Origin of the sequence: Rhodococcus sp. ARC_M6, from assembly GCF_022810305.1 — a bacterium.
Taxonomy (GTDB): domain Bacteria; phylum Actinomycetota; class Actinomycetes; order Mycobacteriales; family Mycobacteriaceae; genus Rhodococcus_F.
On the sequence record NZ_JALGQH010000013.1, the window covers coordinates 119,288 to 141,990 of the forward strand.

The following is a 22,703-nucleotide window of genomic DNA, read 5'->3' on the forward strand; positions in this document are numbered from 1 at the left end:
CCCGGCTCGGCAGGTAGCGACAGACATACCCGGAGGCGACTGGCAAGATCGCAGTATGAGCACAGTAGAGCCGAGCACGCCGAGATCGGAGAGTCGGCCTCTACCCGTCCCGTCAGGGCGGCGCCCCATGCATGCCATCGTTGCCGTCAAGGACCTCCGATCTGCGAAGTCCCGGCTGGCCACCGAACTAGATGCCGACGCACGTGCCGATCTGGTGCTGGCGATGCTCCACGACACTCTCGCCGCGGTCTCCGACGTCGCCGCCATCGACGGAGTAACTGTTGTAACACCGGATCCGACGGTTGCCGCACTTGCCTACGCAGCGGGCGTTCACGTGTACGCCGACCCGATGTCGTCCGACCGCAGTGAGGTGTCCGGAACGAGTCAGCCGTCGGGCAAGGAAAGCTCACTCAATTCCGCACTCAGCGCGGCGGCATCCCACATCCGCGCCGAGTCCGGCCGGGTGGATCTCGTTGTATTGCAAGCTGATCTCCCGTCGTTGCAGCCCGGCGAACTTTTCGAAGCCCTCACCGACGCCCGAACCGGTGGGCGGTCGATAGTCGTCGATCATCACGGGACCGGTACCGCAGCATTGTTCTCGTGCGATCCCGATCTGCCTCTCGATCCGCGATTCGGTCCCGAATCCGCTCGTGGGCATACAGATTCCGGGGCACGCCGGCTCATCGGAGATTGGCCGGGGCTTCGCACAGATGTCGATACGGGAACCGACTTGGAAACGGTGCGCGCATTGGGCGTCGGGCCGGCCACACGAGCTTCCTTGAAACGGCTCAACCGAACTGCGTCGAACACGCGGTAAATTTCTTTGTCGACAATTGTCGAAGCGCGCGCTTGTAGGGGATGATCGACGTGTGAGCAACGGCGAAGCACTCGAGCACCGCAAGTCCGCAAAAAACACAGGCACCAGCAGCCCGGACGGAACTGTGACCGGCGCATCGGAAACCGGAGACGGGCATCAACCTTCGGCTGCGTCCGTGCATGTGCGACCCCCGATTCCGGGTTCGGTCACCCACATTCCGAGCGCGCCGCCGGCCGCCACCAAGGCAGTTCCGGCCGAACTCCTCGGCGGGTTGCCCGAAGATCGTTATCTCAACCGTGAACTGAGTTGGCTCGACTTCAACGCCCGCGTTCTGGCTTTGGCTGCCGACGAGTCGCTCCCCCTCCTGGAACGTGCAAAATTCCTGGCGATCTTCGCGTCGAATCTCGACGAGTTCTTCATGGTTCGAGTCGCCGGCCTCAAGCGCCGCGACGAGACCGGACTGTCCGTCCGTTCCGCTGATGGACTTTCACCGCGTGAACAACTGGCATTGATCGCGCGTCGGACGCAGGAACTCGCCGACAAGCACGCTCACGTTTTTCTCGAATCCGTCCGCCCGGCTCTAGCGGCCGAGGGAATCTCGATCGTCCGGTGGTCCGATCTCAGCGAGGACGATCACGAGCGACTGTCGGTTCATTTCACCGAACAGGTGTTCCCCGTTCTCACGCCGTTGGCCGTTGACCACGCGCACCCGTTCCCCTACATCAGTGGCCTAAGTCTCAACCTCGCAGTGACGGTGAAGGATTCCGTCACGGGCGGTGAGCACTTCGCCCGTGTGAAGGTACCGGACAACGTCGGCCGCTTCGTTCGGGTGAAGAGCACGACGTCGTCATCGACGATCGACTCGTTCATCCCGATGGAAGAACTGATCTCGGCGCACCTCGAGGTCTTGTTCCCCGGCATGGAAATCGTGGAACACCACGCCTTCCGGATCACGCGCAACGCCGACTTCGAGGTCGAGGAGGACCGCGACGAGGACCTCCTGCAGGCATTGGAGCGTGAACTCGCGCGCCGACGTTTCGGATCTCCCGTCCGGCTCGAAGTGGCTGACGACATGACCGAGCACATGCTCGAATTGTTGCTTCGTGAACTCGATGTCGACCCGGCCGACGTCATCGAAGTTTCGGGTCTGCTCGACTTGTCTTGCCTCTGGCAGGTTTACGCCGTCGACCGACCAGCGCTCAAAGACGCACCGTTCGTTCCGGCGACGCACCCCGCGTTCGGTGAACGCGAAACACCGAAGAGCGTATTCTCCACGCTGCGTGACGGCGACGTTCTCGTCCATCATCCTTACGATTCATTTTCCACCAGCGTTCAGCGATTCATCGAGCAGGCGGCCGCTGACCCGCAGGTTCTCGCGATCAAACAAACCCTCTACCGGACATCTGGTGATTCACCGATCGTCAACGCACTCATCGATGCCGCAGAAGCCGGCAAGCAAGTTGTCGCTCTCGTCGAGATCAAGGCTCGCTTCGACGAGCAGGCCAACATCAAATGGGCTCGCAAACTCGAACAAGCCGGAGTGCATGTCGTCTACGGACTTGTCGGGCTCAAGACGCATTGCAAGACTTGCCTGGTGGTTCGGCGTGAAGGCTCCACCATCCGTCGTTACTGCCACATCGGTACCGGAAACTACAATCCGAAGACCGCGCGGTTGTACGAGGACGTCGGATTGTTCACAGCCGCACCGGAGGTCGGTGCCGACCTCACCGACCTCTTCAACTCCCTGACCGGCTACTCACGCAAGACCGACTACCGGAACCTTCTGGTTGCTCCCTACGGAGTGCGACGCGGAATCATCGAGCGCATCGAAGCGGAAATCGCGCACAAACTCGCCGGGCGTGACGCAGCCATTCGAATGAAGGCGAATGCGCTTGTCGACGAACAGGTTATCGACGCGCTGTACCGGGCCTCGAAAGCCGGCGTGCCGGTTCAGATCGTGGTCCGCGGTATCTGCGCTCTCAAACCGGGTGTGCCGGGGCTCAGCGACAACATCGAAGTCCGTTCCATCCTCGGACGATTCCTCGAGCATTCACGGATGTTCCATTTCCGCGCCGCCGACGAGTTCTGGATCGGCAGCGCAGACATGATGCACCGCAACCTCGATCGGCGCGTCGAGGTCATGGTTCAGGTCAAGGATCCCAAGTTGGCCCGGCAGTTGAGCGAAGTCTTCGATTCCTCGCTCGACTCCCGCACCCGCTGCTGGGTACTGCATCCCGACGGAAGTTGGGTGGCATCTCCCGAACACGGCGAGGATGTACGCGAGCATCAACATTCGTTGATGCGAAGTCGTACCTCCAGCGGATCTTGAAAGTCGCGATCACCATGACTGACAAACCTGTGAAAGCGAATATCTTTGCCGCCGGCGCAGTGTTATGGCGAAAGGCACTCGATAATCCGCAGTCGATCGAGATCGCAGTCATTCATCGTCCCAAATACGATGATTGGTCTTTCCCCAAGGGGAAACTGGATCCGGGTGAGACTTTCCTGACGGCTGCTGTTCGCGAAGTTCAGGAAGAAACGTCGATGAGTGTTCGGCTCGGTCGCCATCTCGGTGGTGTCACTTATCCGATTCCGGGGCACCGCAAACTGAAACGCGTCGAATACTGGGCGGCTGAAGCAGTCGGCGGAGAGTTCGGCGCGAACAGCGAGGTCGATGTACTCCATTGGCTTCCGATCGACGAAGTACCGGACCATCTCTCATATCCGATGGATCGGATGATCCTGCGCCGCTTCGTCGCGGTACCGACCGATACCCGAACAGTCCTGCTGGTACGTCACGCGAAGGCTGGAAGTCGCAAGCGGTACAACGGCGATGACACTCTTCGGCCTCTCGATGCCACCGGCAAGGAGCAGGCCGCGGCATTGGTAGGTCAGTTACGGCTCTTCGGCGCCGACTCCGTCTATTCCGCCGACCGAACTCGATGCATCGATACCGTGTTGCCACTCGCCGAAGCGCTGGGAGTCGAAGTTGTGACGGAACCCCTTCTGAGCGAAGAGGGTTACGACGCGGACCCAGCGGCCGCCCGGGCGCGAATCCTCGAGATTGCGTCTTCAGGCGGCACACCGGTGATCTGCAGCCAAGGAGGCGTCATCCCGGATCTGATGGCCTGGTGGAGCAAATCAGCCGGTGTAACACTGCCGTCCGCACGCAACCGCAAAGCGAGCACCTGGGTGCTGTCCTTCGTCGACGACCAATTGGTTGCTGCCGATCATCTGGACAGTCCCCTCCCCAAGGTCGCCAACGCGTAAAGGTAGTTACGCAAAGTATTGACCGGCAGACGAATTCATAAACGCCGAACACAAAAGAAGAGGCGCAGTCGCGATTTCGATCGCGACTGCGCCTCTTCTTTTACTGCATCGGGTATTTCACCCGAAAGCGACTACTTGGAAGCGCGCTTGGCCGGAGCCTTCTTGGCCGGAGCCTTCTTGGCTGCAACCTTGGCCGGAGCCTTCTTGGCTGCAACCTTGGCCGGAGCCTTCTTGGCGGGAGCCTTAGCGGCAACCGTCTTCTTGGCTGCAACCTTGGCCGGAGCCTTCTTGGCGGGAGCCTTAGCGGCAACCGTCTTCTTGGCGGGAGCCTTAGCGGCGACCGTCTTCTTGGCTGCAACCTTGGCCGGAGCCTTCTTGGCGGGAGCCTTGGCGGCAACCGTCTTCTTGGCTGCAACCTTGGCCGGAGCCTTCTTGGCTACCGTCTTCTTGGCTGCTGCCTTCTTGGCTGCTGCCTTCTTGGCTGCTGCCTTGGTAGCCGGTGCGGCTACGCCACGCTTGACTGCCGGGCCACTGGCCGGAAGCTTCTGGCCGCCAGCGATAACGGCCTTGAACTGCGCACCCGGACGGAAAGCCGGAACCGACGTCGGCTTGACCTTGACGGTCTCGCCGGTACGCGGGTTGCGTGCGACACGTGCCGCACGACGACGCTGTTCGAAGACGCCGAAACCGGTGATCGTCACGCTCTCGCCACGGTGGACGGCGCGGACGATGGTGTCCACGACGTGCTCCACTGCATCGGTTGCTGTGCGCCTGTCCGAACCCAGCTTCTCAGTCAGAACATCGATGAGCTCTGCCTTGTTCATTGAAATTCCTCCGCAAATAATGGTCCACCGTAGGACCGACTGAGAACTACGGTAAACCTGATAACGGCAAGAGTCTATGTGCCACGCCAATTCTCAATCAACGTAACCCCGAAATGGTGACCTATTTCTCTCTCTCGCCGCTATCGGCGATTTCCGTTCAGCCCTGCGAAATTTGGGCCGGGAGGGTAGTCGGTTTCCATGAAGGCCTTGACTTTTCGAACTCGGAAATCGCTTCTACCTGCCGCAATGTCAGTCCAATGTCGTCGAGTCCTTCAAGCAGACGCCACCGCGTGTAGTCGTCAATCGTAAAGGGCACCACCGTCGTTCCGGCTGTCACTGTCCGATTTTCGAGATCGACAGCCAATTCGAGTCCCGGCTGCTCGTCGAGCAATTTCCACAGCAATTCGACGTCGCCCTGCTCGACCTGTGCTGCCAGCAGACCCGCTTTTCCGGCGTTGCCGCGGAAAATATCTGCGAAGCGCGAAGCGATCACGACCCGAAAACCGAAGTCCGATAGCGCCCAAACGGCATGCTCCCGCGAGGATCCCGTTCCGAAATCAGGTCCGGCAACGAGGACACTGCCCTTGTCGTAAGGCGCGACGTTCAGGACGAAGTTCGGATCGCTACGCCATCCGGCGAACAGTCCGTCCTCGAATCCCGTGCGCGTCACCCGTTTCAGGTAAACGGCGGGGATGATCTGGTCGGTATCGACATTCGAGCGTCGCATCGGTACGCCGATACCTTTGTGCGTGGTAAAGGATTCCATCGAAAATTCTCCTCGAGTGTGTAGGTACGTCAGACCAGATCGGACGGTGCCGACAAAGTTCCGCGGACTGCTGTAGCGGCCGCGACGAGCGGCGAAACCAGATGGGTCCGGCCACCTTTGCCTTGTCGGCCTTCGAAATTCCGGTTCGAGGTCGATGCCGAACGCTCTCCCGGCGCCAATTGATCAGGGTTCATGCCCAAGCACATCGAGCAACCTGCCTGACGCCATTCCGCGCCCGCCGCTACGAAGATGTCTCCGAGGCCTTCACTTTCGGCCTGCGCCCGGACCCGCATGGAGCCGGGAACGATCAGCATCCGAACACCTTCTGCCACACGGCGACCCTCGAGAACACCCGCAACCTCACGCAGGTCTTCGATTCGTCCGTTAGTGCACGAGCCGACAAAAACGGTGTCGACGGAAATATCGCGCAACGACATTCCGGCGTCGAGACCCATGTAGGTGAGCGCCTTCTCGGCTGCCTGACGTTCGTTCTCGTCGACGATCTCTTCCGGATTCGGCACACGGTCACCCAGCGGTGCACCCTGTCCCGGGTTGGTTCCCCACGTGACGAACGGTGTCAGCGAACTCGCGTCGATGCGAACCTCGTTGTCGAATACCGCTCCGTCGTCGGTCTTCAACTGCTCCCAAGCCGCCACCGCGGCATCCCAGTCCGCGCCGGTCGGCGCGTGCGGGCGACCCTTGATGAACTCGTAGGTGATCGCGTCCGGTGCGATCATGCCGGCGCGGGCACCGGCCTCGATCGACATGTTGCAGATGGTCATACGCGCTTCCATCGACAACGTGCGGATGGCTTCGCCGCGGTATTCCAGAACATATCCCTGCCCGCCGCCGGTGCCGATCTTGGCGATGACGGCGAGGATCAGGTCCTTGCTCGTGACACCGGGCTGCAGTTCACCGTCAACGGTGATCGCCATTGTCTTGAAGGGGCGCAACGACAGTGTCTGTGTCGCCATCACATGCTCGACCTCGCTGGTGCCGATTCCCATTGCAAGAGCACCGAAAGCGCCATGGGTCGAGGTATGCGAGTCACCGCAGACAACGGTCGTTCCCGGCTGAGTCAGACCGAGCTGCGGTCCGACGACATGCACGATCCCCTGATCCAGATCGCCCATGCGGTGCAAGCGAACTCCGAATTCCTCACAATTTCGGCGCAGCGTGTCGACCTGAGTCTTGGAGACGGGATCGGCAATCGGCTTGTCGATGTCGATGGTCGGGACGTTGTGATCCTCGGTGGCGATCGTCAGATCGGGGCGACGCAACTTCCGTCCCGCCAACCTCAGTCCGTCGAATGCCTGCGGGCTCGTCACTTCATGGACGAGGTGAAGGTCGATGTAGATCAGGTCGGGAGCCTGACCTTCGCCCTTCACGACAACGTGGTCGTCCCACACCTTCTCGGCGAGAGTGCGTGCTTTCTGTGCCATGTCTTCCACCTCTGTACGTAGCCTCGCGTCGACGAACTACGGGCTGGCCCGCCGCGCGTGAAGATAAGTCCGACAGCCCAACACTTTTCATGCTGCGCATTAATCCCCGGAAGTGGAAGCTGGTGACCTGTAGGAGATCATGCGCTACTATCCCACTATGCGAGAAACTGGTATCGACCTATGAGACAGCATAGCGGCATCGGCGTGCTGGACAAAGCAATGGGCGTGCTTCATGCAGTAGCCGAAGAACCGTGCAGCCTCACCGAACTCTGCGCGCGCACAGGGCTACCCAGGGCAACGGCTCACCGCCTCGCCGTCGGCCTCGAAGTCCATCGACTTCTCGCCCGCGATTCCGACGGCCTGTGGTGCCCCGGTCCCGGACTCGCCGAATTGGCTGCCACTGCCAATGATCCTCTGATTGCCGCCGCGGGTCTCATCCTCCCCCGGTTACGCGAAATCACCGGCGAGAGTGTCCAACTGTATCGACGCGAAGGTACGCAGCGCGTCTGCGTCGCGTCGATGGAACCACCGACCGGTCTGCGTGACACCGTCCTGGTCGGCGCACGACTCCCGATGAATGCCGGCTCGGGCGCCAAGGTCCTTCTCGCGTGGGCAGATCCGCAGACACAGCGCACTGTTCTCGCCGACGCAACCTTCGGCGAGCGAGTTCTTCTCGAAGTCCGCCGGCGCGGTTGGGCGCAGAGCGCAGCCGAACGAGAACCCGGAGTCGCCAGCGTGGCAGCGCCCGTACGGGACTCGGCCGGCACAGTGGTGGCGGCAATTTCGGTTTCCGGACCGATCGACCGGATGGGTCGACGCCCCGGCGCCCGATGGGCAGCCGATCTTCTCGCGGCGGCAGAAGCGCTTCACAAGCGCCTGTAATCGGACACGTAATCATGTAATCCGTGCCACAGTAGGGACTTCAGGAACTACACCTCCCCACCACGATCGAGGAGAGCTACGCCGTCATGACAGGGAAACAGCGCAGTCAGATCACGATGACCGACTCCGAAATTTCGGAGTTCGTCGAAAAGAACCGCACCGCAACGATGGCCACGCTGAGCGCAGACGGCATGCCTCACCTCATCGCTATGTGGTTCGCAATCGTGGACGGCGAAATCTGGTTCGAGACAAAAGCGAAGTCCCAGAAAGCTGTAAACCTTCGACGCGACTCCCGGATGTCGATCTTGATCGAGGACGGCCTCACCTACGACACCCTCCGCGGAGTCTCGATGGAAGGCATCGGAGAAATCGTCGACGCCCCCGAGGCACTTTTTGCCGTGGGTGTCAGTGTCTGGGAGCGATACACCGGACCCTATTCCGAGGATCTCCGCCCCGCTGTCGACGCCATGCTCCACAAGCGTGTGGCAGTGCGATTCGTACCTGATCGCACTCGGTCGTGGGATCACCGCAAGCTCGGCATGCCGGCCATGCCGCTGTCCGGGTCTACAGCTCCCGCCCCGGAGGGCGTAGCTTGACCATCAGGCCCCCAGCTTCACCAACAGGCCGCAACGAAGGAGTACACAGATGAGCGAGCAGGACAGCAGCACCCCGTCGGAGTCCGAAACACCAGCGGAGGCGAACAAGCGCAAGTTCCGCGAAGCACTCGATCGCAAGAACCACGGCAATGCGACGTCGGCCGATCATCGTGACGGTCAGTCCAAAGTCCACAACACTCACGGCTCCGCCGACCATAAGCGCGAATTTCGCCGCAAGAGCGGATAAGCCGCACACCCCATACGTATGAGATGACAATCACCCCAGTCGAATTCGGCTGGGGTGATTGTTTTACTCGATTTCAGTATCAATAAGAAAGACCCTCCAATCAATGATTGGAGGGTCTTTCTTTTGTAGCCCCGACGGGATTCGAACCCGCGCTACCGCCTTGAGAGGGCGGCGTCCTAGGCCGCTAGACGACGGGGCCAGGACACGCTTTACGCATGTTCTATTCTTTGCACTTCAAGAGCAACCTTGCGGGCTGTTCTGTGGAAGCTCAGCAAGCCTAGCTTGCTTGAGTCCGGCTGCAAAATCGACCGGATTTTCGCTGGGGTACCAGGACTCGAACCTAGAATGGCGGTACCAGAAACCGCTGTGTTGCCAATTACACCATACCCCAATGAATTTCTTCACTGTCTTGCTTGGCCTTGCTCGCTCCGCTTCGCTGTTGTGCTCGGCGGCTCGTCTCCGGCCGAAAAGAAGATTACCAGTACCCCTGCCCCAAACACCAAATCGTATGGTCAGAGCTACTTTTTCACCATTTTTCGGCCGGAGACCACCCAAACTAAGCGGTTACCGCTGCCCTACCGGCACGCAAACGGGCGATAGACACGTCACGACCGAGCAGTTCCATCGACTCGTAGAGCGGAGGGCTGATGTGAGAGCCGGTGATCGCCACCCGCACCGGCGCAAACGCCTTACGCGGTTTGAGCTCTAGATCCTCGATGAGCGCCTTCTTGAGGGCTTCCTCGACAGCAGCCGTCGTCCACGACTCGATCGCCTCGAGCGCGGCAATAGATGCGTCCAGAACCGGACCCGCATCTTCCTTCAGGTTCTTGGCCGCCGCGGCCGGATCGAGCTCGAACGATGCTTCGTCGACGAACAGGAACTTGAGCAGATCCCAGGCGTCGGAAAGAACCACGATGCGGGTCTGGACGAGGTCTGCGGCAACCGTGAATGTTGCTTCGTCCACGTCGTCACCGATGTGACCCTGGTCGACCAGGAACGACTTCAGGCGCGCCGCGAAGTCAGCCGGCTCGAGCAACCGAATGTGCTCAGCGTTGATCGCGTCGGCCTTCTTCTGGTCGAACCGTGCCGGATTGGAGTTGACCTTGGAGATATCGAACGCCGCCACCATCTCGTCGATCGAGAAAACGTCGTGGTCGTCGGCAATGCTCCAGCCCAGCAGGGCCAGGTAATTGAGCAGGCCCTCGGGAATGAACCCGCGGTCACGATGAATGAACAGGTTGGACTCAGGGTCACGCTTGGACAGCTTCTTGTTGCCCTGGCCCATCACGAACGGAAGGTGACCGAAAGACGGGGTGAAGTCCGCGACACCGATCCGGATCATCGCCTCGTACAGAGCCAACTGACGCGGCGTCGAAGAGAGGAGGTCTTCGCCGCGCAGAACGTGCGTGATCTTCATCAATGCGTCGTCGACAGGATTGACCAGTGTGTAGAGAGGAATGCCGTTGCCGCGAGTCAACGCGAAGTCCGGCACGGTTCCGGCCTTGAACGTGGTCTCCCCGCGAACCAGGTCGTTCCACGTCAGGTCATGGTCAGGCATCCGCAAACGGACTACCGGCTTGCGCCCCTCGGCAATGTAGGCCGTGCGCTGCTCGTCAGTGAGATCCCGATCGAAATTGTCGTAACCGAGTTTGGGGTCGCGTCCGGCTGCCTTGTGCCGCGCTTCCACCTCTTCGTTGGTCGAGAACGACTCGTAAGCCTCACCGGCTGCTCGCAGCTTTGCGACGACGTCGAGATGCAGATCACGACGCTCCGACTGACGGTACGGCGCGTGCGGCCCACCGACCTCCGGACCCTCGTCCCAGGTCAGCCCCAGCCAACGCAAGGCATCGAGGATTGCCTGATAGGACTCTTCGCTGTCCCGCTGCGCATCGGTGTCTTCGATGCGGAACACGAAGGCTCCACCGTGGTGTCGTGCGAACGCCCAGTTAAACAGGGCGGTGCGCACCAGACCCACGTGCGGGGTTCCGGTAGGTGACGGACAGAAACGGACGCGTACTTCGCTGTTGGTCATGGCTCACTTGGCTCGGCGATGATGGATGGTCGTAATACAGATTAGTCCCGTCGCGCCGTTGCCTACCTGCAATGCGCGTCAGCGCCCCGGAAGTACATTCATACGGCTCGTGTCGCCGTCGTAGTACGCAAGGAGTCGTTTGTCCATAATCCGGCGCCACAGCGGCGGTACCCACGCACAGACGATCATGACGGCGTAGCCGGCGGGCAACTGCGGCGCATCCGGGGCGCTGCGCAGGCTCTGATAGCGCAGACGCGGATTTGCGTGGTGATCACTGTGCCGCTGCAACTGATAGAGGAACAGGTTGCTCACCACGTGATCGCTGTTCCAACTGTCTTCCGGCGAGCATCGAACATAGGAACCGTCGTCGCGCTTGCCGCGCAGCAGACCGTAGTGCTCGAGATAATTTGCGGTTTCGAGGAACGTGAACCCGGCGATGGCCTGCACGGCAAGCCACGGTGCGATCTCCCAGCCGAAGACTGCGATGAGACTGCCGAACAGCACCACGCTCATCGCCCAGGCATTGAGGATGTTGTTCCGATACGTCCAGGTCCGCAGACCCTGCCGTTCGAGGCGGGCACGTTCGATCCGCCAACCCGAGCGCAGACCGCCGAAAACACTCCGCGGCAGAAAGAACCAGAAATTCTCGCGGTATCGCGAACTCGCGGGATCTTCGGGGGTTGCCACCCGGACGTGATGCCCGTGATTGTGCTCGACGTAGAAGTGCCCGTAAAAGGACTGGGCCAGCGCGATTTTCGCGAGCCACTTCTCGAGCTTCTGACTCTTGTGACCCATCTCGTGGGCCGCGTTGATGCCGACGCCGGCAACAACTCCGACGGTCATGGCGAGGGCGAACTTCTCCCCCGCTGCCATCGGCGAGTTCACCCAGCACCAGCATGCGAACACGAGTCCGATGAACTGCAGCGGAAGGAACAGGTACGTGCACCAGCGATAGAAGCGATCCTCTTGCAACTCGGGAATCTTGTCGTCCGGCGGGCTGTTTCCGTCCTCGCCGGCCAGCAAGTCGATGAGCGGAATGACGATGACGATCAACCATGCCCCAACGGCCCAGAACACACCCAGGCTCAACTTCTCCACTAGGAACCAGGCCGCGAACGGACTCAACGGCACCAGTAGACCTAGTGGCCACAAATAGCGCTTTTTGTCCCGCCACACGAGCGCGTCAGCCTTGGCTGGGCGCGGCGACCGAGTTCGATGATCAGATGCAAAGGCACCCATTGGCCACCGCCTCCATTTCCGAAACTTCACGAATACCCCACCGGTATCAATCCAGCTATCGGTCAGACTACGGGCAGACGTTACAGAATTGGAAGTCATGTTACCGAACAGTTAAATTGCCCGACTCGTCACCAATATGAAGATCACTAAACCTAAAGATGCAGGTAAAGTGACTATCTCACCTTGTCGGTATCTAAAATTTCAATAACGTCCACCAAAGATGTGATGCGTGCTACACCAAGAAAGAGTAGCCAATTCGGACTCGAGCGACTTTTCAGCTATCGAAACAAGCAGACACAAACCACCCTGATACGACAAACGCTCGACCGGGAATCCCCGGTCGAGCGTTATGAACGTGTGCCGTCAGCGCTTGGCAATCACCGGGTTGGTCAACGTGCCGATACCGGAGACGGTCACCGATACGGAGTCACCGTCGACGATCGGACCGACGCCTGCCGGGGTACCGGTGAGAATGACATCACCCGGCAGCAGTGTCATCACTGCAGACACCCATTCGATGATCTTGGGAATGTCGTGCAGCAAAAATGCAGTGCTGCTGTCCTGCTTCACCTGACCGTTCACCTCGGTCTTGATGTCGAGGTCCGACGGATCGAGCGCCGTCTCGATCCACGGACCGAGCGGGCAGAACGTGTCATGCCCCTTCGCGCGGGTCCACTGACCGTCATGACGCTGGTGATCGCGCGCCGACACGTCATTGGCAACGGTGTAACCGAGGACGACGCTCAATGCCTTGGCAGCCGGAACATCCTTGCACGGCTGACCGATGACGATCGCGAGTTCGCCCTCGTAGTGAACTTCGGTTGAGCTGGGCGGCAAGACAATTGGCGCACCCGGGCCCACGATGGAGGTATTCGGCTTGAGGAAGATCACCGGATCGGCCGGTGCCTCGCCGCCCATCTCGGCAACATGATCCGCATAATTCTTGCCAATGCAGATCACCTTGCTGGCAAGGATCGGCGCGAGGAGCCGCACATCGGCTAGTGGCCAACTACGGCCTGTAAAGGTGGGATTCCCGAAGGGGTGCTCGGCAATTTCCTTGGCGACGAGGGCATCCTCGTCACCTTCGATACTGACAAACGCAACACCATCGGGACTGGCAATTCGACCAAGACGCATGGGTGCAAGTCTATCGGGGCCGCGCAAACGACTGACGCGCGCAAGCCCTAAGGCCTGCGCGCGTCAGCGGAGAGCATTCACACCATGAGACTGGTCACTACAGTGCTGCGGTGACTACAGTGCTGCGGTGATCCGGTCGCCGATATCCGTCGTGGAGATGGGACCGTCGCCACGCGAAGCCAGGTCAGCGGCAACAACAGCCTCGATCCGAGCAGCATCGGCCTCGCGGCCAAGATGACGAAGAAGGAGTGCAGCCGACAGGATCGCTGCCGTTGGATCCGCAATTCCCTTGCCGGCGATGTCCGGAGCACTGCCGTGCACAGGCTCGAACATGGACGGGTTGGTGCCCGACGCGTCGATGTTTCCACTTGCAGCCAAACCGATGCCACCGGTCACCGCGCCGGCGAGATCGGTGATGATGTCACCGAACAGGTTGTCCGTGACGATGACGTCGAAGCGCGACGGGTCGGTGACCATGTAGATGGTGGCGGCGTCGATGTGGCAGTACGCGGTCTCGACGTCCGGGTACTCCGCGCCGACTGTCTCCATTGCACGGGTCCAGATAGCGCCGGCATTGGAGAGCACGTTGGTCTTGTGGATCAGCGTGAGGTGCTTGGACCGAGTCTGCGCCAACGCGAACGCGTAACGCACGACGCGCTCGGCGCCGAACCACGTGTTGATCGAGACCTCGGTGGCAATTTCGTGATCGGTGCCGACGCGGATCGCTCCACCGTTGCCGGTGTACGGGCCTTCGGTGCCTTCACGAACCACGACAAAGTCGATCTCGGGCTTCGCTGCGAGCGGCGACGTGGATCCCGGGTATTGCTGCGCCGGACGGAGATTCACGTGGTGATCGAGCTGGAAACGCATATTGAGCAGCAGTCCACGCTCAAGGATGCCCGGTGCAACGATTCGCGGATCGCCGATGGCGCCCAACAGGATTGCGTCGTGCTGACGAATCTGGTCGAGCTCGTCTGCGGGCAGCAGTTCACCGGTGGCGTTGTAGCGCTGGGCACCGAGGTCGTATTCGGTGGTCTCGAGGTCCGGAACCAACTTGCCGAGGACCTTGAGTGCCTCAGCTGTGACCTCGACACCGATTCCGTCACCGGGAATGACCGCAAGCTTCATTGAATCCTCATATCTGTAGAACTGTGCGCCTTTATTAACCGCCGGCGGTTAATAAAGGCGCACAGTGAGAAACAACAATCAGGAAAGGTCTACCTGGGCCACGCGCGCATCAAGCTGCGAAACGATTGCCTCGACCTCGGCATCGGCAACTACCTTGTCGACGCGGAGGATGACCGTTGCGCCTTCGCCTTCGGCGTCCTGGCTCAGTGCTGCAGCCAGGATGTCGATGCCGGCGTTACCGAGAACGGTGCCGAGGATACCGAGGACACCCGGACGATCGCTGTAGTGCGCGATGATGTTGTGGCCTTCGGCGCGCAGGTCGAAGCTGCGGCCGTTGATGTTGACGATCTTCTCGACCTGGTGCAGGCCGGTGAGTGCACCCGTGACGGAGGTGACGGTGCCGTCAGCGGCAACCGCGCGAACCTCGACCGCGCTGCGGTGAGCGAGTGCCTCGGAGTGCTTTTCGACCGACACGGTCACGCCGCGCTGCTCGGCCAGAGCCGGTGCGTTGACGAACGTGACTGCTTCGTCGCTGCTCGCGGAGAAGACACCGCGGAGAGCTGCGAGACCGAGAATGTCGACGGTTTCTGCGGACAGCTCGCCGGTGGCGACAACCTGAACCGTCTGGACTGCCTCGGGCGAAAGCGTTGCCGCGAGCAGACCGAGCTTGCGGACAAGTTCGAGCCACGGAGCTACTTCGTCGCCAACCGGACCACCGGAGACGTTGACGGCCTCGGGAACGAACTCGCCGGCGAGTGCCAGGAGAACACTCTTGGCGACGTCGATGCCCGCGCGGTCCTGAGCTTCGGACGTCGAAGCGCCGAGGTGCGGGGTGACAACAACGTTGTCGAGCTCGAAGAGCTTGGAATCGGTGCACGGCTCGGTGTTGAACACGTCGAGGCCGGCGCCGCCGACCTTGCCGGAGACCAGAGCGTCGTACAGTGCGTCTTCGTCGATCAAGCCACCACGAGCGGCGTTGACGATGATGACGCCGTCCTTGGCGCGGGAAAGACGCTCGGCATTGATCAGGCCGGCCGTTTCCTTGGTCTTGGGGAGGTGCACGGAGATGAAGTCCGCGCGCTCGACCAGCTCGTCGATGGTGACCAGTTCGATACCGAGCTGCGCTGCGCGCGCTGCGGGCAAGTAGGGGTCGTACGCGATGATCGTGGTCTCGAAAGCGGCGAGACGCTGAGCGAACAGCTGACCGATGCGGCCGAGGCCGACGACGCCGACAACCTTGTCGCGGATCTCGACGCCGTTGAACTTGCTTCGCTTCCAGGTGTTCTCGCGCAGGGTCTTGTCTGCGGCGGGGATCTGGCGAGCCGTCGCCATGAGCAGTGCAACTGCATGCTCGGCAGCGGAGTGAATGTTGGACGTCGGTGCGTTGACAACCATCACGCCGCGCGCGGTGGCAGCGGGGATCTCGACGTTGTCCAGGCCGACACCGGCGCGGCCGATGATCTTCAGCTTGGTGCCGGCGGCCAGAACCTCGGCGTCGACGGTGGTGGCGGAACGTACGAGAATCGCGTCGGCCTCGGGCACAGCTGCGAGCAGAGCAGCGCGGTCGGGTCCGTCGACCCAACGCACCTCCACACCGTCGCCCAGTGCCTCAACTGTGGACGGCGCGAGTTTGTCGGCGATCAGAACAACGGGGCGGCCAGGCTGGCTCACGTGCAAACTCCCTGATTAGGTGGGTGTGGGGGTGGTTTAACCCCCCGTAGTTTAGTGCGCGCCGACTCGGTATCCACAACTCGGTAGGCAATACCACATAGTGGACACTTTCGCGGGCGAATTCGTAGGCGAGAATTGTTCGGGTTCCGGAGGACCCGAAAAACAACTCCGGCCCAATGCCGCGCCGGTCCAAGACAATTGGACCGGCGCACCATCGGGCCGGAGTCAATGACAAGCTGAAACAGCGTTATTACGCGGTTTCGGTGATCGGACGATCGACCCAGCTCATCAGGTCGCGCAGCTTCTTGCCGGTGACCTCGATGGGGTGCTCGGCGTTAGCCTTGCGCAGGCCTTCGAGCTCGGTGTTGCCGTTCTCGACGTTGGCAACCAGACGACGGGTGAACTCGCCGGACTGGATGTCGGCCAGGATCGCCTTCATGCGCTCCTTGGTGCCGGCGTCGATGACGCGCGGTCCGGAGAGGTATCCGCCGAACTCAGCGGTGTCGGACACCGAGTAGTTCATGCGGGCGATGCCGCCTTCGTACATGAGGTCGACGATGAGCTTGAGCTCGTGCAGAACCTCGAAGTACGCCATCTCGGGCGCATAGCCGGCCTCGACCATGACCTCGAAACCGATCTTGACCAGTTCTTCGGTGCCGCCGCAGAGAACAGCCTGCTCGCCGAAGAGATCCGTCTCGGTCTCTTCCTTGAACGTGGTCTTGATGACGCCGGCGCGCGTTCCGCCGATGCCCTTCGCGTAGGACAGTGCGAGGGCCTGGCCCTCACCCTTCGGGTCCTGATCGATGGCGATGAGCGCGGGAACGCCCTTGCCGTCGACGAACTGGCGACGCACCAGGTGGCCGGGGCCCTTGGGGGCAACCATGCCGACGGTGACAAACTCCGGAGCCTTGATCAGGTCGAAGTGAATGTTCAGGCCGTGGCCGAAGAACAGCGCGTCGCCGTCCTTCAGGTTGGGCTCGATGTCATTGGTGAAAATGCTCGCCTGAGCGGTGTCCGGTGCGAGCACCATGATGACGTCTGCCCATGCGGAAACCTCGGCCGGCGTGCCGACCGTGAGGCCAGCTTCTTCTGCCTTGGCGCGGGACTTGGAGCCGTCCTTGAGGCCGATGCGAACATCGACACCCGAGTCACGCAGGCTCAGCGAATGCGCATGGCCCTGGCTTCCGTAGCCGATCACAGCAACCTTGCGGCCCTGAATGATCGACAGATCGGCATCGTCGTCGTAGAACATCTCGACTGCCACAGTTCTCAACCTCTCCTTGGATTATTACGTGTCTAAAAGTACTTAGCGGGTGGCCGTGATCGACTTCGGCCCTCGACCGACTGCCACGACCCCGGACTGAACGATCTCCCGGATACCGTACGGATCAAGCATCCGCAGCAGTGCATCCAGCTTGGACCGAGTACCGGTCGCCTCGATGGTGACGGACTCCGGAGAGACGTCGATCACCTTGGCGCGGAACAGGTTCACCGTTTCGATGACCTGGGTGCGCACGCTTGCATCTGCGCGCACCTTGATGAGCACGAGCTCGCGAGCGACGGAGGCTTCGCCATCCTGCTCGACGATCTTGATGACGTTGATCAGCTTGTTGAGCTGCTTCGTCACCTGCTCGAGGGGGAACTCGTCGACGGTGACGACGATAGTCATACGTGAGATCTCGGGGATCTCGGTGCCGCCCACCGCGAGGGACTCGATGTTGAATCCGCGACGGGAGAACAGTGCGGAGACGCGAGCCAGCACGCCTGGCTTGTCCTCGACGAGAACACTGAGGGTGTGACTGGTGCTCACTTCTGATCCTCCCCTGCGCCCGCGGCGGGTCCGGCTTGCTCGCGCGTCATGGCTTCATGGATGACGGCGGGTTCGGCTACTGCCTCGTCGTCGTCGAACAGCGGCCGGATGCCCCGGGCCGCCATGATTTCGTCGTTGCTCGTTCCGGCGGCAACCATCGGCCACACCTGGGCGTCGGCGGTGACGATGAAGTCGATCACGACAGGCTTGTCGTTGATCGACTGCGCCTCACGGATTGCAGCCTCGACGTCTTCTTCACGCTCGACGCGAATTCCGTGGCAGCCCAATGCTTCTGCGAGCTTCACGAAGTCCGGAATGCGGATCGCGCCGTGCGTTCCGAGGTTGGTGTTGGAGTAACGCTCATCGTAGAAGAGCGTCTGCCACTGCCGCACCATGCCGAGGTTGCCGTTGTTGATGAGGGCAACCTTGATCGGGATACCTTCGAGCGCGCAGGTAGCCAGTTCCTGATTGGTCATCTGGAAGCAACCGTCGCCGTCGATGGCCCACACCTCGGTGTCGGGCATACCCATCTTGGCGCCCATGGCCGCGGGAACCGCGTAACCCATGGTGCCGAGTCCGCCCGAGTTGAGCCACGTGCGGGGCTTCTCGTAGCTGACGAACTGCGCCGCCCACATCTGATGCTGGCCGACGCCGGCGCAGTAGATGGCATCCGGTCCGGCGAGCTTGCCGACGGACTGAATGACGAACTCGGGGCTCAGCTTGCCGTCGGTAGGGCGGTCGTAGCTCAGCGGGTAGGTACGACGGATGTCGTTCAGGTACGCCCACCATTCGGCGAGATCCAATGAAGTGCCCGTCGCCATGTCGGCACGGATCGCCTCGATCAGCTCGGTGATGACCTCTTTGCAGTCGCCCACGATCGGGACGTCTGCGTAGCGGTTCTTACCGATCTCGGCCGGGTCGATATCGGCGTGGATGACCTTGGCGCCGGTGGCAAAGGAACTCAGCTGTCCGGTGACGCGGTCGTCGAAACGCGCACCAAGGGTGATCAGCAGGTCACTGCGCTGCAGTGCTGCGACAGCGGCAACCGTGCCATGCATACCTGGCATGCCGCAGTTGAGGTCGTGGCTGTCCGGGAATGCGCCGCGGGCCATCAGCGTGGTGACGACGGGGATTCCGGTCAGCTCGGCCAGTTCGAGCAGTTCGGGTGAGGAGTCGGACTTGATGACACCGCCACCGACGTAGAGGACCGGAGCCTTGGCGTCGGCGATCAGACGTGCGGCTTCGCGAACCTGCTTGCCGTGCGGCTTCGTGACCGGACGGTACCCGGGCAGACGCATCTCCGGCGGCCACGAGAACGTGGTCTGCGCCTGCAGGATGTCCTTGGGGATATCGACCAGCACGGCGCCGGGGCGACCGCTGGACGCGAGGTAGAACGCTTCCGCGATGATCCGCGGGATGTCGATAGCGTCGGTGATCAGGAAGTTGTGCTTGGTGATCGGCATCGTGATGCCGGAGATATCGGCTTCCTGGAAACCATCGGTACCGATGAGACTGCGGGCGACCTGTCCGGTGATCGCAACGACGGGCACCGAATCCATCTGTGCGTCGGCGAGGGGGGTCACCAGGTTGGTGGCACCAGGACCTGAGGTAGCGATGCAGACGCCAACCTTGCCAGTGGCCTGGGCGTAGCCCGTGGCAGCGTGACCTGCACCTTGCTCGTGGCGAACGAGAACGTGACGCACCTTGACCGAATCGAAGAGCGGATCATAGAGCGGCAAGACGGCTCCACCGGGAATACCGAATACCGTTTCCACCTCGAGCTCTTCGAGGGCTCGAACGACAGACTGCGCGCCCGTTACCCGCTCAGGCGGGAGCTGGCGACGGTTGACCGTCGACGTTGCGGCAGCCGCGGTTGTCGGGCTCGGTGTCCCTGACTTTCGCGGCGAGGGTTGAGGCCGTGCTGTTGGTGCGCTCACTTGGAAATCCTCTGATTCTGGATCCGGGCAACAAAAAACCCCCGTCAGCGTCTGCTGAGCGAGGGTGGCGCGTCGTTATCTGGTGAGTTGAAAATTATCGACTCAAGCGACGACGCGCCGGCCGATTACGAGCAACTCATTCTGTTTCACGCACTCGACAGTAGAGGCGCTAGTCGCGAACGGCAAACTTGGTGAGTCAACCGTCCCAGAATCTGAGATACATCAGCTGCAATGCGAAGATGTAGAGGTGTCAACTTCGCAGCAGCCCGTGCCACCGGTTCAATCATCCCACACGCCGAAACCACTTCGGCACGTCATCCGTATTTCGCAGCTCGCCTACATGGCGTGCGCGTTTCTCCTCTTCGCTGTCAGCTTCCCCATCTTCGGGTGGCCGGTCGCCTTCGGGTGGTTGGTAATCCTCCCGATCTTCGCCGTCTATGTGGTTGCCCGCCTACGTACCACCGTCAGCAACGACGGCCTCGAGGTCCGTTCGTTGTTCTCGCAGCGCACCCTCTCGTGGGACGAAGTCAAGGGCTTCCGCTTCCCGAAGCGCAACTGGGCCCGCGCCGAACTCACCGACGGAACCGAGGTGACACTGCCAGCGGTCAGCTTCCACCGTCTACCCGAAATCGCCATTGCCAGCGGTGGCCGCATCACCGACCCCTTCGCATCTGCAGCAGCAGCCTTCGACGCTGAACAAGCCGAGCAGGCCGAGCAGGCCGAACAAGCAGCCCAGACCGATCAGCCCGCAACCGACTCGGATAACCAGCCCGAAGAAGAACAAAAGTAACGCCCGAGTAGCGTTGAATCGCCCTCGCTTCAATTCTTTTCGCCGCGCGGTGCACTGCACCTGACTTTCGCGCGGCAAAGAAGTAGATCAGCAACGATCACATAAGGAATACGCCCATGCCCCCGTTGAGGTCACGCACCACCACCGTCGGACGTAATGCTGCCGGAGCCCGATCCCTGTGGCGCGCCACAGGAATGACGGATTCCGACTTCGGTAAGCCGATTGTCGCCGTCGCGAACTCGTACACCCAGTTCGTACCCGGCCACGTGCATCTCAAGAACGTGGGCGAAATTGTTGCCGAAGCAATCGCGGCAGCCGGCGGCGTCGCGCGCGAGTTCCACACCATCGCTGTCGACGACGGCATTGCCATGGGTCACGGCGGAATGCTCTACTCGCTGCCCAGCCGCGAGATCATCGCCGACTCCGTCGAATACATGGCCAACGCGCACACCGCTGACGCCTTGGTGTGTATCTCCAACTGCGACAAGATCACGCCCGGCATGCTCAATGCTGCGATGCGCCTGAACATCCCGACCGTCTTCGTCTCCGGTGGACCGATGGAGGCCGGTAAGGCTGTGGTCGTCGGCGGCGTGGCACAGGCCCCCACCGACCTCATCACCGCCATCTCGGCGTCCGCCAACGACGCCGTCTCCGACGAGGGCCTCGACGAGGTCGAGCGCAGCGCCTGCCCGACGTGCGGTTCTTGCTCAGGCATGTTCACGGCCAACTCCATGAACTGCCTCACCGAAGCTCTGGGCCTCGCGTTGCCTGGCAACGGTTCAACCTTGGCGACTCACAAGGCTCGCCACGCGCTCTTCTCTCGCGCCGGCACCACCGTCGTCGAGGCTGCTCTCAAGTACTACCGCGACGGCGACGAGTCGGTGCTGCCGCGCAATATCGCAACCCCGGCTGCGTTCCGTAACGCCATGGCTCTGGACGTCACCATGGGCGGCTCGACAAACACCGTTCTGCATATTCTGGCCGCCGCGCAGGAGGGTGAGGTCGACTTCGACCTCGAAACCATCGACGCCATCAGTCGCAAGGTGCCGTGCCTGTCCAAGGTCTCCCCCAACTCCGACTACCACATGGAAGACGTCCACCGCGCCGGCGGAATCCCCGCACTGCTCGGTGAACTGCGCCGCGGCGGACTCCTTGAGACCGACGTGTCGACCGTGCACACCAAGAGCTTCGACCAGTGGCTCGACGACTGGGATATCCGCTCCGGCAAGGCGACCGACGAAGCGATCGAACTGTTCCACGCCGCTCCCGGCGGAGTTCGCACGATCGAGCCCTTCTCCACCGAAAACCGTTGGAGCTCACTCGACACCGACGCGGCCGGCGGATGCATCCGCGACGTCGAACACGCTTACACAGTCGAGGGTGGCCTTGTTGTCCTGCGCGGCAACGTCGCCGTCGACGGCGCGATCCTCAAGACCGCCGGCATCGACGAAGACCTCTTTTCTTTCCAAGGCCCCGCGCTGGTTGTCGAATCTCAGGAAGAAGCCGTCTCGGCGATCTTGCAGAAGAAGATCAAGCCGGGCGACGTCCTCGTCGTTCGCTACGAGGGACCCAAGGGCGGCCCGGGCATGCAGGAAATGCTGCACCCCACCGCTTTCCTCAAGGGCGCAGGCCTGGGTAAGCAGTGCGCGTTGATCACCGACGGCCGCTTCTCCGGCGGAACGTCCGGACTGTCCATCGGTCACATCTCCCCCGAGGCTGCAGCCGGCGGAGTCATCGGTCTGGTGCAAAACGGCGATCAGGTTCGTATCGACGTTGCCACCCGCACCCTCGAGATCCTCGTCGACGACGACGTCCTCGCTGATCGTCGCGCCAAGATGGAAGCCTCCGAACGCCCGTGGCATCCGGTTGATCGTCAGCGCACCGTCACCACGGCTCTGCGTGCGTACGCAGCGTTGGCGACGTCAGCAGACAAGGGCGCAGTTCGTTACGTCCCGTAACTAGCAGCACCCGAGAAGGTCCCCAGCCGCCTGAACTGCTCCCCGGAAGTTGGACTGAGAAATTCAGTTCCAACGTCCGGGGAGCAGTTCTATGCATGCACGAAGTTCACTGTCCGAGAAGCAGCGGGTCACAGCGGTAGCGTTGTTCGAGGAAGGT

At 61.4% G+C, this 22,703-nt stretch carries 19 protein-coding genes and 2 tRNA genes; 8 read left to right on the plus strand and 13 right to left on the minus strand.

Annotated elements, in window-relative coordinates:
* Window positions 1-127: 127 nt before the first annotated feature.
* From cofC to MTX36_RS15795, 3 genes are all read left to right on the plus strand, one after another.
* On the plus strand, window positions 128-817 hold the full coding sequence (cofC, locus tag MTX36_RS15785; RefSeq protein WP_243620682.1) for a 2-phospho-L-lactate guanylyltransferase: 690 nt from the start codon (window positions 128-130) through the stop codon (window positions 815-817).
* Between the two features lie 175 nt (window positions 818-992).
* Window positions 993-3,146: an RNA degradosome polyphosphate kinase gene (locus MTX36_RS15790; RefSeq protein WP_374230494.1), complete on the plus strand. Its 2,154-nt coding sequence runs from the start codon at window positions 993-995 to the stop codon at window positions 3,144-3,146.
* A 14-nt stretch (window positions 3,147-3,160) separates the two neighbouring features.
* Window positions 3,161-4,087, plus strand: coding sequence for a bifunctional NUDIX hydrolase/histidine phosphatase family protein (locus MTX36_RS15795; protein WP_243620683.1), 927 nt, complete (start codon window positions 3,161-3,163; stop codon window positions 4,085-4,087).
* 131 nt (window positions 4,088-4,218) lie between these two features.
* Here MTX36_RS15795 and MTX36_RS15800 read toward each other — a convergent pair whose 3' ends face one another.
* From MTX36_RS15800 to leuC, 3 genes are all read right to left on the minus strand, one after another.
* Complete coding sequence (locus MTX36_RS15800; RefSeq protein WP_094272252.1) at window positions 4,219-4,911, minus strand: HU family DNA-binding protein; 693 nt, start codon at window positions 4,909-4,911, stop codon at window positions 4,219-4,221.
* A 157-nt stretch (window positions 4,912-5,068) separates the two neighbouring features.
* Window positions 5,069-5,677: a 3-isopropylmalate dehydratase small subunit gene (gene leuD, locus MTX36_RS15805; RefSeq protein ID WP_243620684.1), complete on the minus strand. Its 609-nt coding sequence runs from the start codon at window positions 5,675-5,677 to the stop codon at window positions 5,069-5,071.
* 29 nt (window positions 5,678-5,706) lie between these two features.
* A complete protein-coding gene (gene leuC, locus MTX36_RS15810) occupies window positions 5,707-7,119 on the minus strand; it encodes a 3-isopropylmalate dehydratase large subunit (RefSeq protein WP_243620685.1) in 1,413 nt (470 codons plus the stop codon).
* 180 nt (window positions 7,120-7,299) lie between these two features.
* On the opposite strand from leuC, the gene MTX36_RS15815 reads away from it, so the two are divergent.
* The 3 genes from MTX36_RS15815 (at window position 7,300) to MTX36_RS15825 (ending at window position 8,844) form a co-directional block, all read left to right on the plus strand.
* Complete coding sequence (locus tag MTX36_RS15815; protein ID WP_094272249.1) at window positions 7,300-8,001, plus strand: IclR family transcriptional regulator; 702 nt, start codon at window positions 7,300-7,302, stop codon at window positions 7,999-8,001.
* Window positions 8,002-8,087: 86 nt separating this feature from the next.
* Complete coding sequence (locus MTX36_RS15820; RefSeq protein WP_243620686.1) at window positions 8,088-8,597, plus strand: pyridoxamine 5'-phosphate oxidase family protein; 510 nt, start codon at window positions 8,088-8,090, stop codon at window positions 8,595-8,597.
* Between the two features lie 49 nt (window positions 8,598-8,646).
* Window positions 8,647-8,844 (plus strand): DUF5302 domain-containing protein, encoded by a 198-nt coding sequence (locus tag MTX36_RS15825; RefSeq protein WP_243620687.1) that lies wholly within the window; start codon window positions 8,647-8,649, stop codon window positions 8,842-8,844.
* Window positions 8,845-8,970: 126 nt separating this feature from the next.
* Here the strand turns inward: MTX36_RS15825 and MTX36_RS15830 are convergent.
* The 10 genes from MTX36_RS15830 to MTX36_RS15875 all read right to left on the minus strand — a co-directional run bounded on the left by MTX36_RS15830 (window position 8,971) and on the right by MTX36_RS15875 (window position 19,798).
* Window positions 8,971-9,043: transfer RNA gene (locus MTX36_RS15830), tRNA-Glu, on the minus strand.
* Between the two features lie 120 nt (window positions 9,044-9,163).
* Window positions 9,164-9,235 (minus strand) — tRNA-Gln (locus MTX36_RS15835).
* 165 nt (window positions 9,236-9,400) lie between these two features.
* A complete protein-coding gene (gene gltX / locus MTX36_RS15840) occupies window positions 9,401-10,876 on the minus strand; it encodes a glutamate--tRNA ligase (RefSeq protein WP_243620688.1) in 1,476 nt (491 codons plus the stop codon).
* A gap of 78 nt (window positions 10,877-10,954) precedes the next feature.
* Window positions 10,955-12,115: an alkane 1-monooxygenase gene (locus tag MTX36_RS15845; RefSeq protein ID WP_243620689.1), complete on the minus strand. Its 1,161-nt coding sequence runs from the start codon at window positions 12,113-12,115 to the stop codon at window positions 10,955-10,957.
* A gap of 363 nt (window positions 12,116-12,478) precedes the next feature.
* Window positions 12,479-13,252, minus strand: a complete 774-nt coding sequence (locus MTX36_RS15850) for a fumarylacetoacetate hydrolase family protein (RefSeq protein ID WP_094272243.1) — start codon at window positions 13,250-13,252, stop codon at window positions 12,479-12,481.
* 114 nt (window positions 13,253-13,366) lie between these two features.
* On the minus strand, window positions 13,367-14,380 hold the full coding sequence (locus MTX36_RS15855) for a 3-isopropylmalate dehydrogenase (protein ID WP_243620690.1): 1,014 nt from the start codon (window positions 14,378-14,380) through the stop codon (window positions 13,367-13,369).
* Between the two features lie 78 nt (window positions 14,381-14,458).
* On the minus strand, window positions 14,459-16,051 hold the full coding sequence (serA, locus tag MTX36_RS15860; protein ID WP_243620691.1) for a phosphoglycerate dehydrogenase: 1,593 nt from the start codon (window positions 16,049-16,051) through the stop codon (window positions 14,459-14,461).
* 250 nt (window positions 16,052-16,301) lie between these two features.
* The gene (gene ilvC, locus MTX36_RS15865) at window positions 16,302-17,303 is read right to left on the minus strand and encodes a ketol-acid reductoisomerase (RefSeq protein WP_176459722.1); all 1,002 of its coding nucleotides are present in this window, start codon (window positions 17,301-17,303) and stop codon (window positions 16,302-16,304) included.
* A 54-nt stretch (window positions 17,304-17,357) separates the two neighbouring features.
* Entirely contained in the window at window positions 17,358-17,861 is a 504-nt protein-coding gene (gene ilvN / locus MTX36_RS15870; RefSeq protein ID WP_003944718.1) for an acetolactate synthase small subunit, read from the minus strand.
* Window positions 17,858-19,798: an acetolactate synthase large subunit gene (locus tag MTX36_RS15875; protein ID WP_243620692.1), complete on the minus strand. Its 1,941-nt coding sequence runs from the start codon at window positions 19,796-19,798 to the stop codon at window positions 17,858-17,860. Before MTX36_RS15875 ends, ilvN begins: the two co-directional genes overlap by 4 nt.
* A 268-nt stretch (window positions 19,799-20,066) precedes the next feature.
* Here MTX36_RS15875 and MTX36_RS15880 point away from each other — a divergent pair, with 268 nt between their 5' ends.
* A complete protein-coding gene (locus MTX36_RS15880) occupies window positions 20,067-20,588 on the plus strand; it encodes a PH domain-containing protein (protein ID WP_243620705.1) in 522 nt (173 codons plus the stop codon).
* Between the two features lie 116 nt (window positions 20,589-20,704).
* Window positions 20,705-22,546: a dihydroxy-acid dehydratase gene (gene ilvD / locus MTX36_RS15885; RefSeq protein WP_169635103.1), complete on the plus strand. Its 1,842-nt coding sequence runs from the start codon at window positions 20,705-20,707 to the stop codon at window positions 22,544-22,546.
* The last annotated feature ends 157 nt before the right edge of the window (window positions 22,547-22,703 follow it).

Coding starts and splice junctions, on each gene's coding strand:
- cofC (WP_243620682.1), top strand. CDS start 128: ATGCATGCCATCGTTGCCGTCAAGGACCTCCGATCTGCGAAGTCCCGG.
- MTX36_RS15795 (WP_243620683.1), top strand. CDS start 3,161: ATGACTGACAAACCTGTGAAAGCGAATATCTTTGCCGCCGGCGCAGTG.
- MTX36_RS15800 (WP_094272252.1), bottom strand. CDS start 4,911: ATGAACAAGGCAGAGCTCATCGATGTTCTGACTGAGAAGCTGGGTTCG.
- leuD (WP_243620684.1), bottom strand. CDS start 5,677: ATGGAATCCTTTACCACGCACAAAGGTATCGGCGTACCGATGCGACGC.
- leuC (WP_243620685.1), bottom strand. CDS start 7,119: ATGGCACAGAAAGCACGCACTCTCGCCGAGAAGGTGTGGGACGACCAC.
- MTX36_RS15815 (WP_094272249.1), top strand. CDS start 7,300: ATGAGACAGCATAGCGGCATCGGCGTGCTGGACAAAGCAATGGGCGTG.
- MTX36_RS15820 (WP_243620686.1), top strand. CDS start 8,088: ATGACAGGGAAACAGCGCAGTCAGATCACGATGACCGACTCCGAAATT.
- MTX36_RS15825 (WP_243620687.1), top strand. CDS start 8,647: ATGAGCGAGCAGGACAGCAGCACCCCGTCGGAGTCCGAAACACCAGCG.
- gltX (WP_243620688.1), bottom strand. CDS start 10,876: ATGACCAACAGCGAAGTACGCGTCCGTTTCTGTCCGTCACCTACCGGA.
- MTX36_RS15845 (WP_243620689.1), bottom strand. CDS start 12,115: ATGGGTGCCTTTGCATCTGATCATCGAACTCGGTCGCCGCGCCCAGCC.
- MTX36_RS15850 (WP_094272243.1), bottom strand. CDS start 13,252: ATGCGTCTTGGTCGAATTGCCAGTCCCGATGGTGTTGCGTTTGTCAGT.
- MTX36_RS15855 (WP_243620690.1), bottom strand. CDS start 14,380: ATGAAGCTTGCGGTCATTCCCGGTGACGGAATCGGTGTCGAGGTCACA.
- ilvC (WP_176459722.1), bottom strand. CDS start 17,303: ATGTTCTACGACGACGATGCCGATCTGTCGATCATTCAGGGCCGCAAG.
- ilvD (WP_169635103.1), top strand. CDS start 20,705: ATGCCCCCGTTGAGGTCACGCACCACCACCGTCGGACGTAATGCTGCC.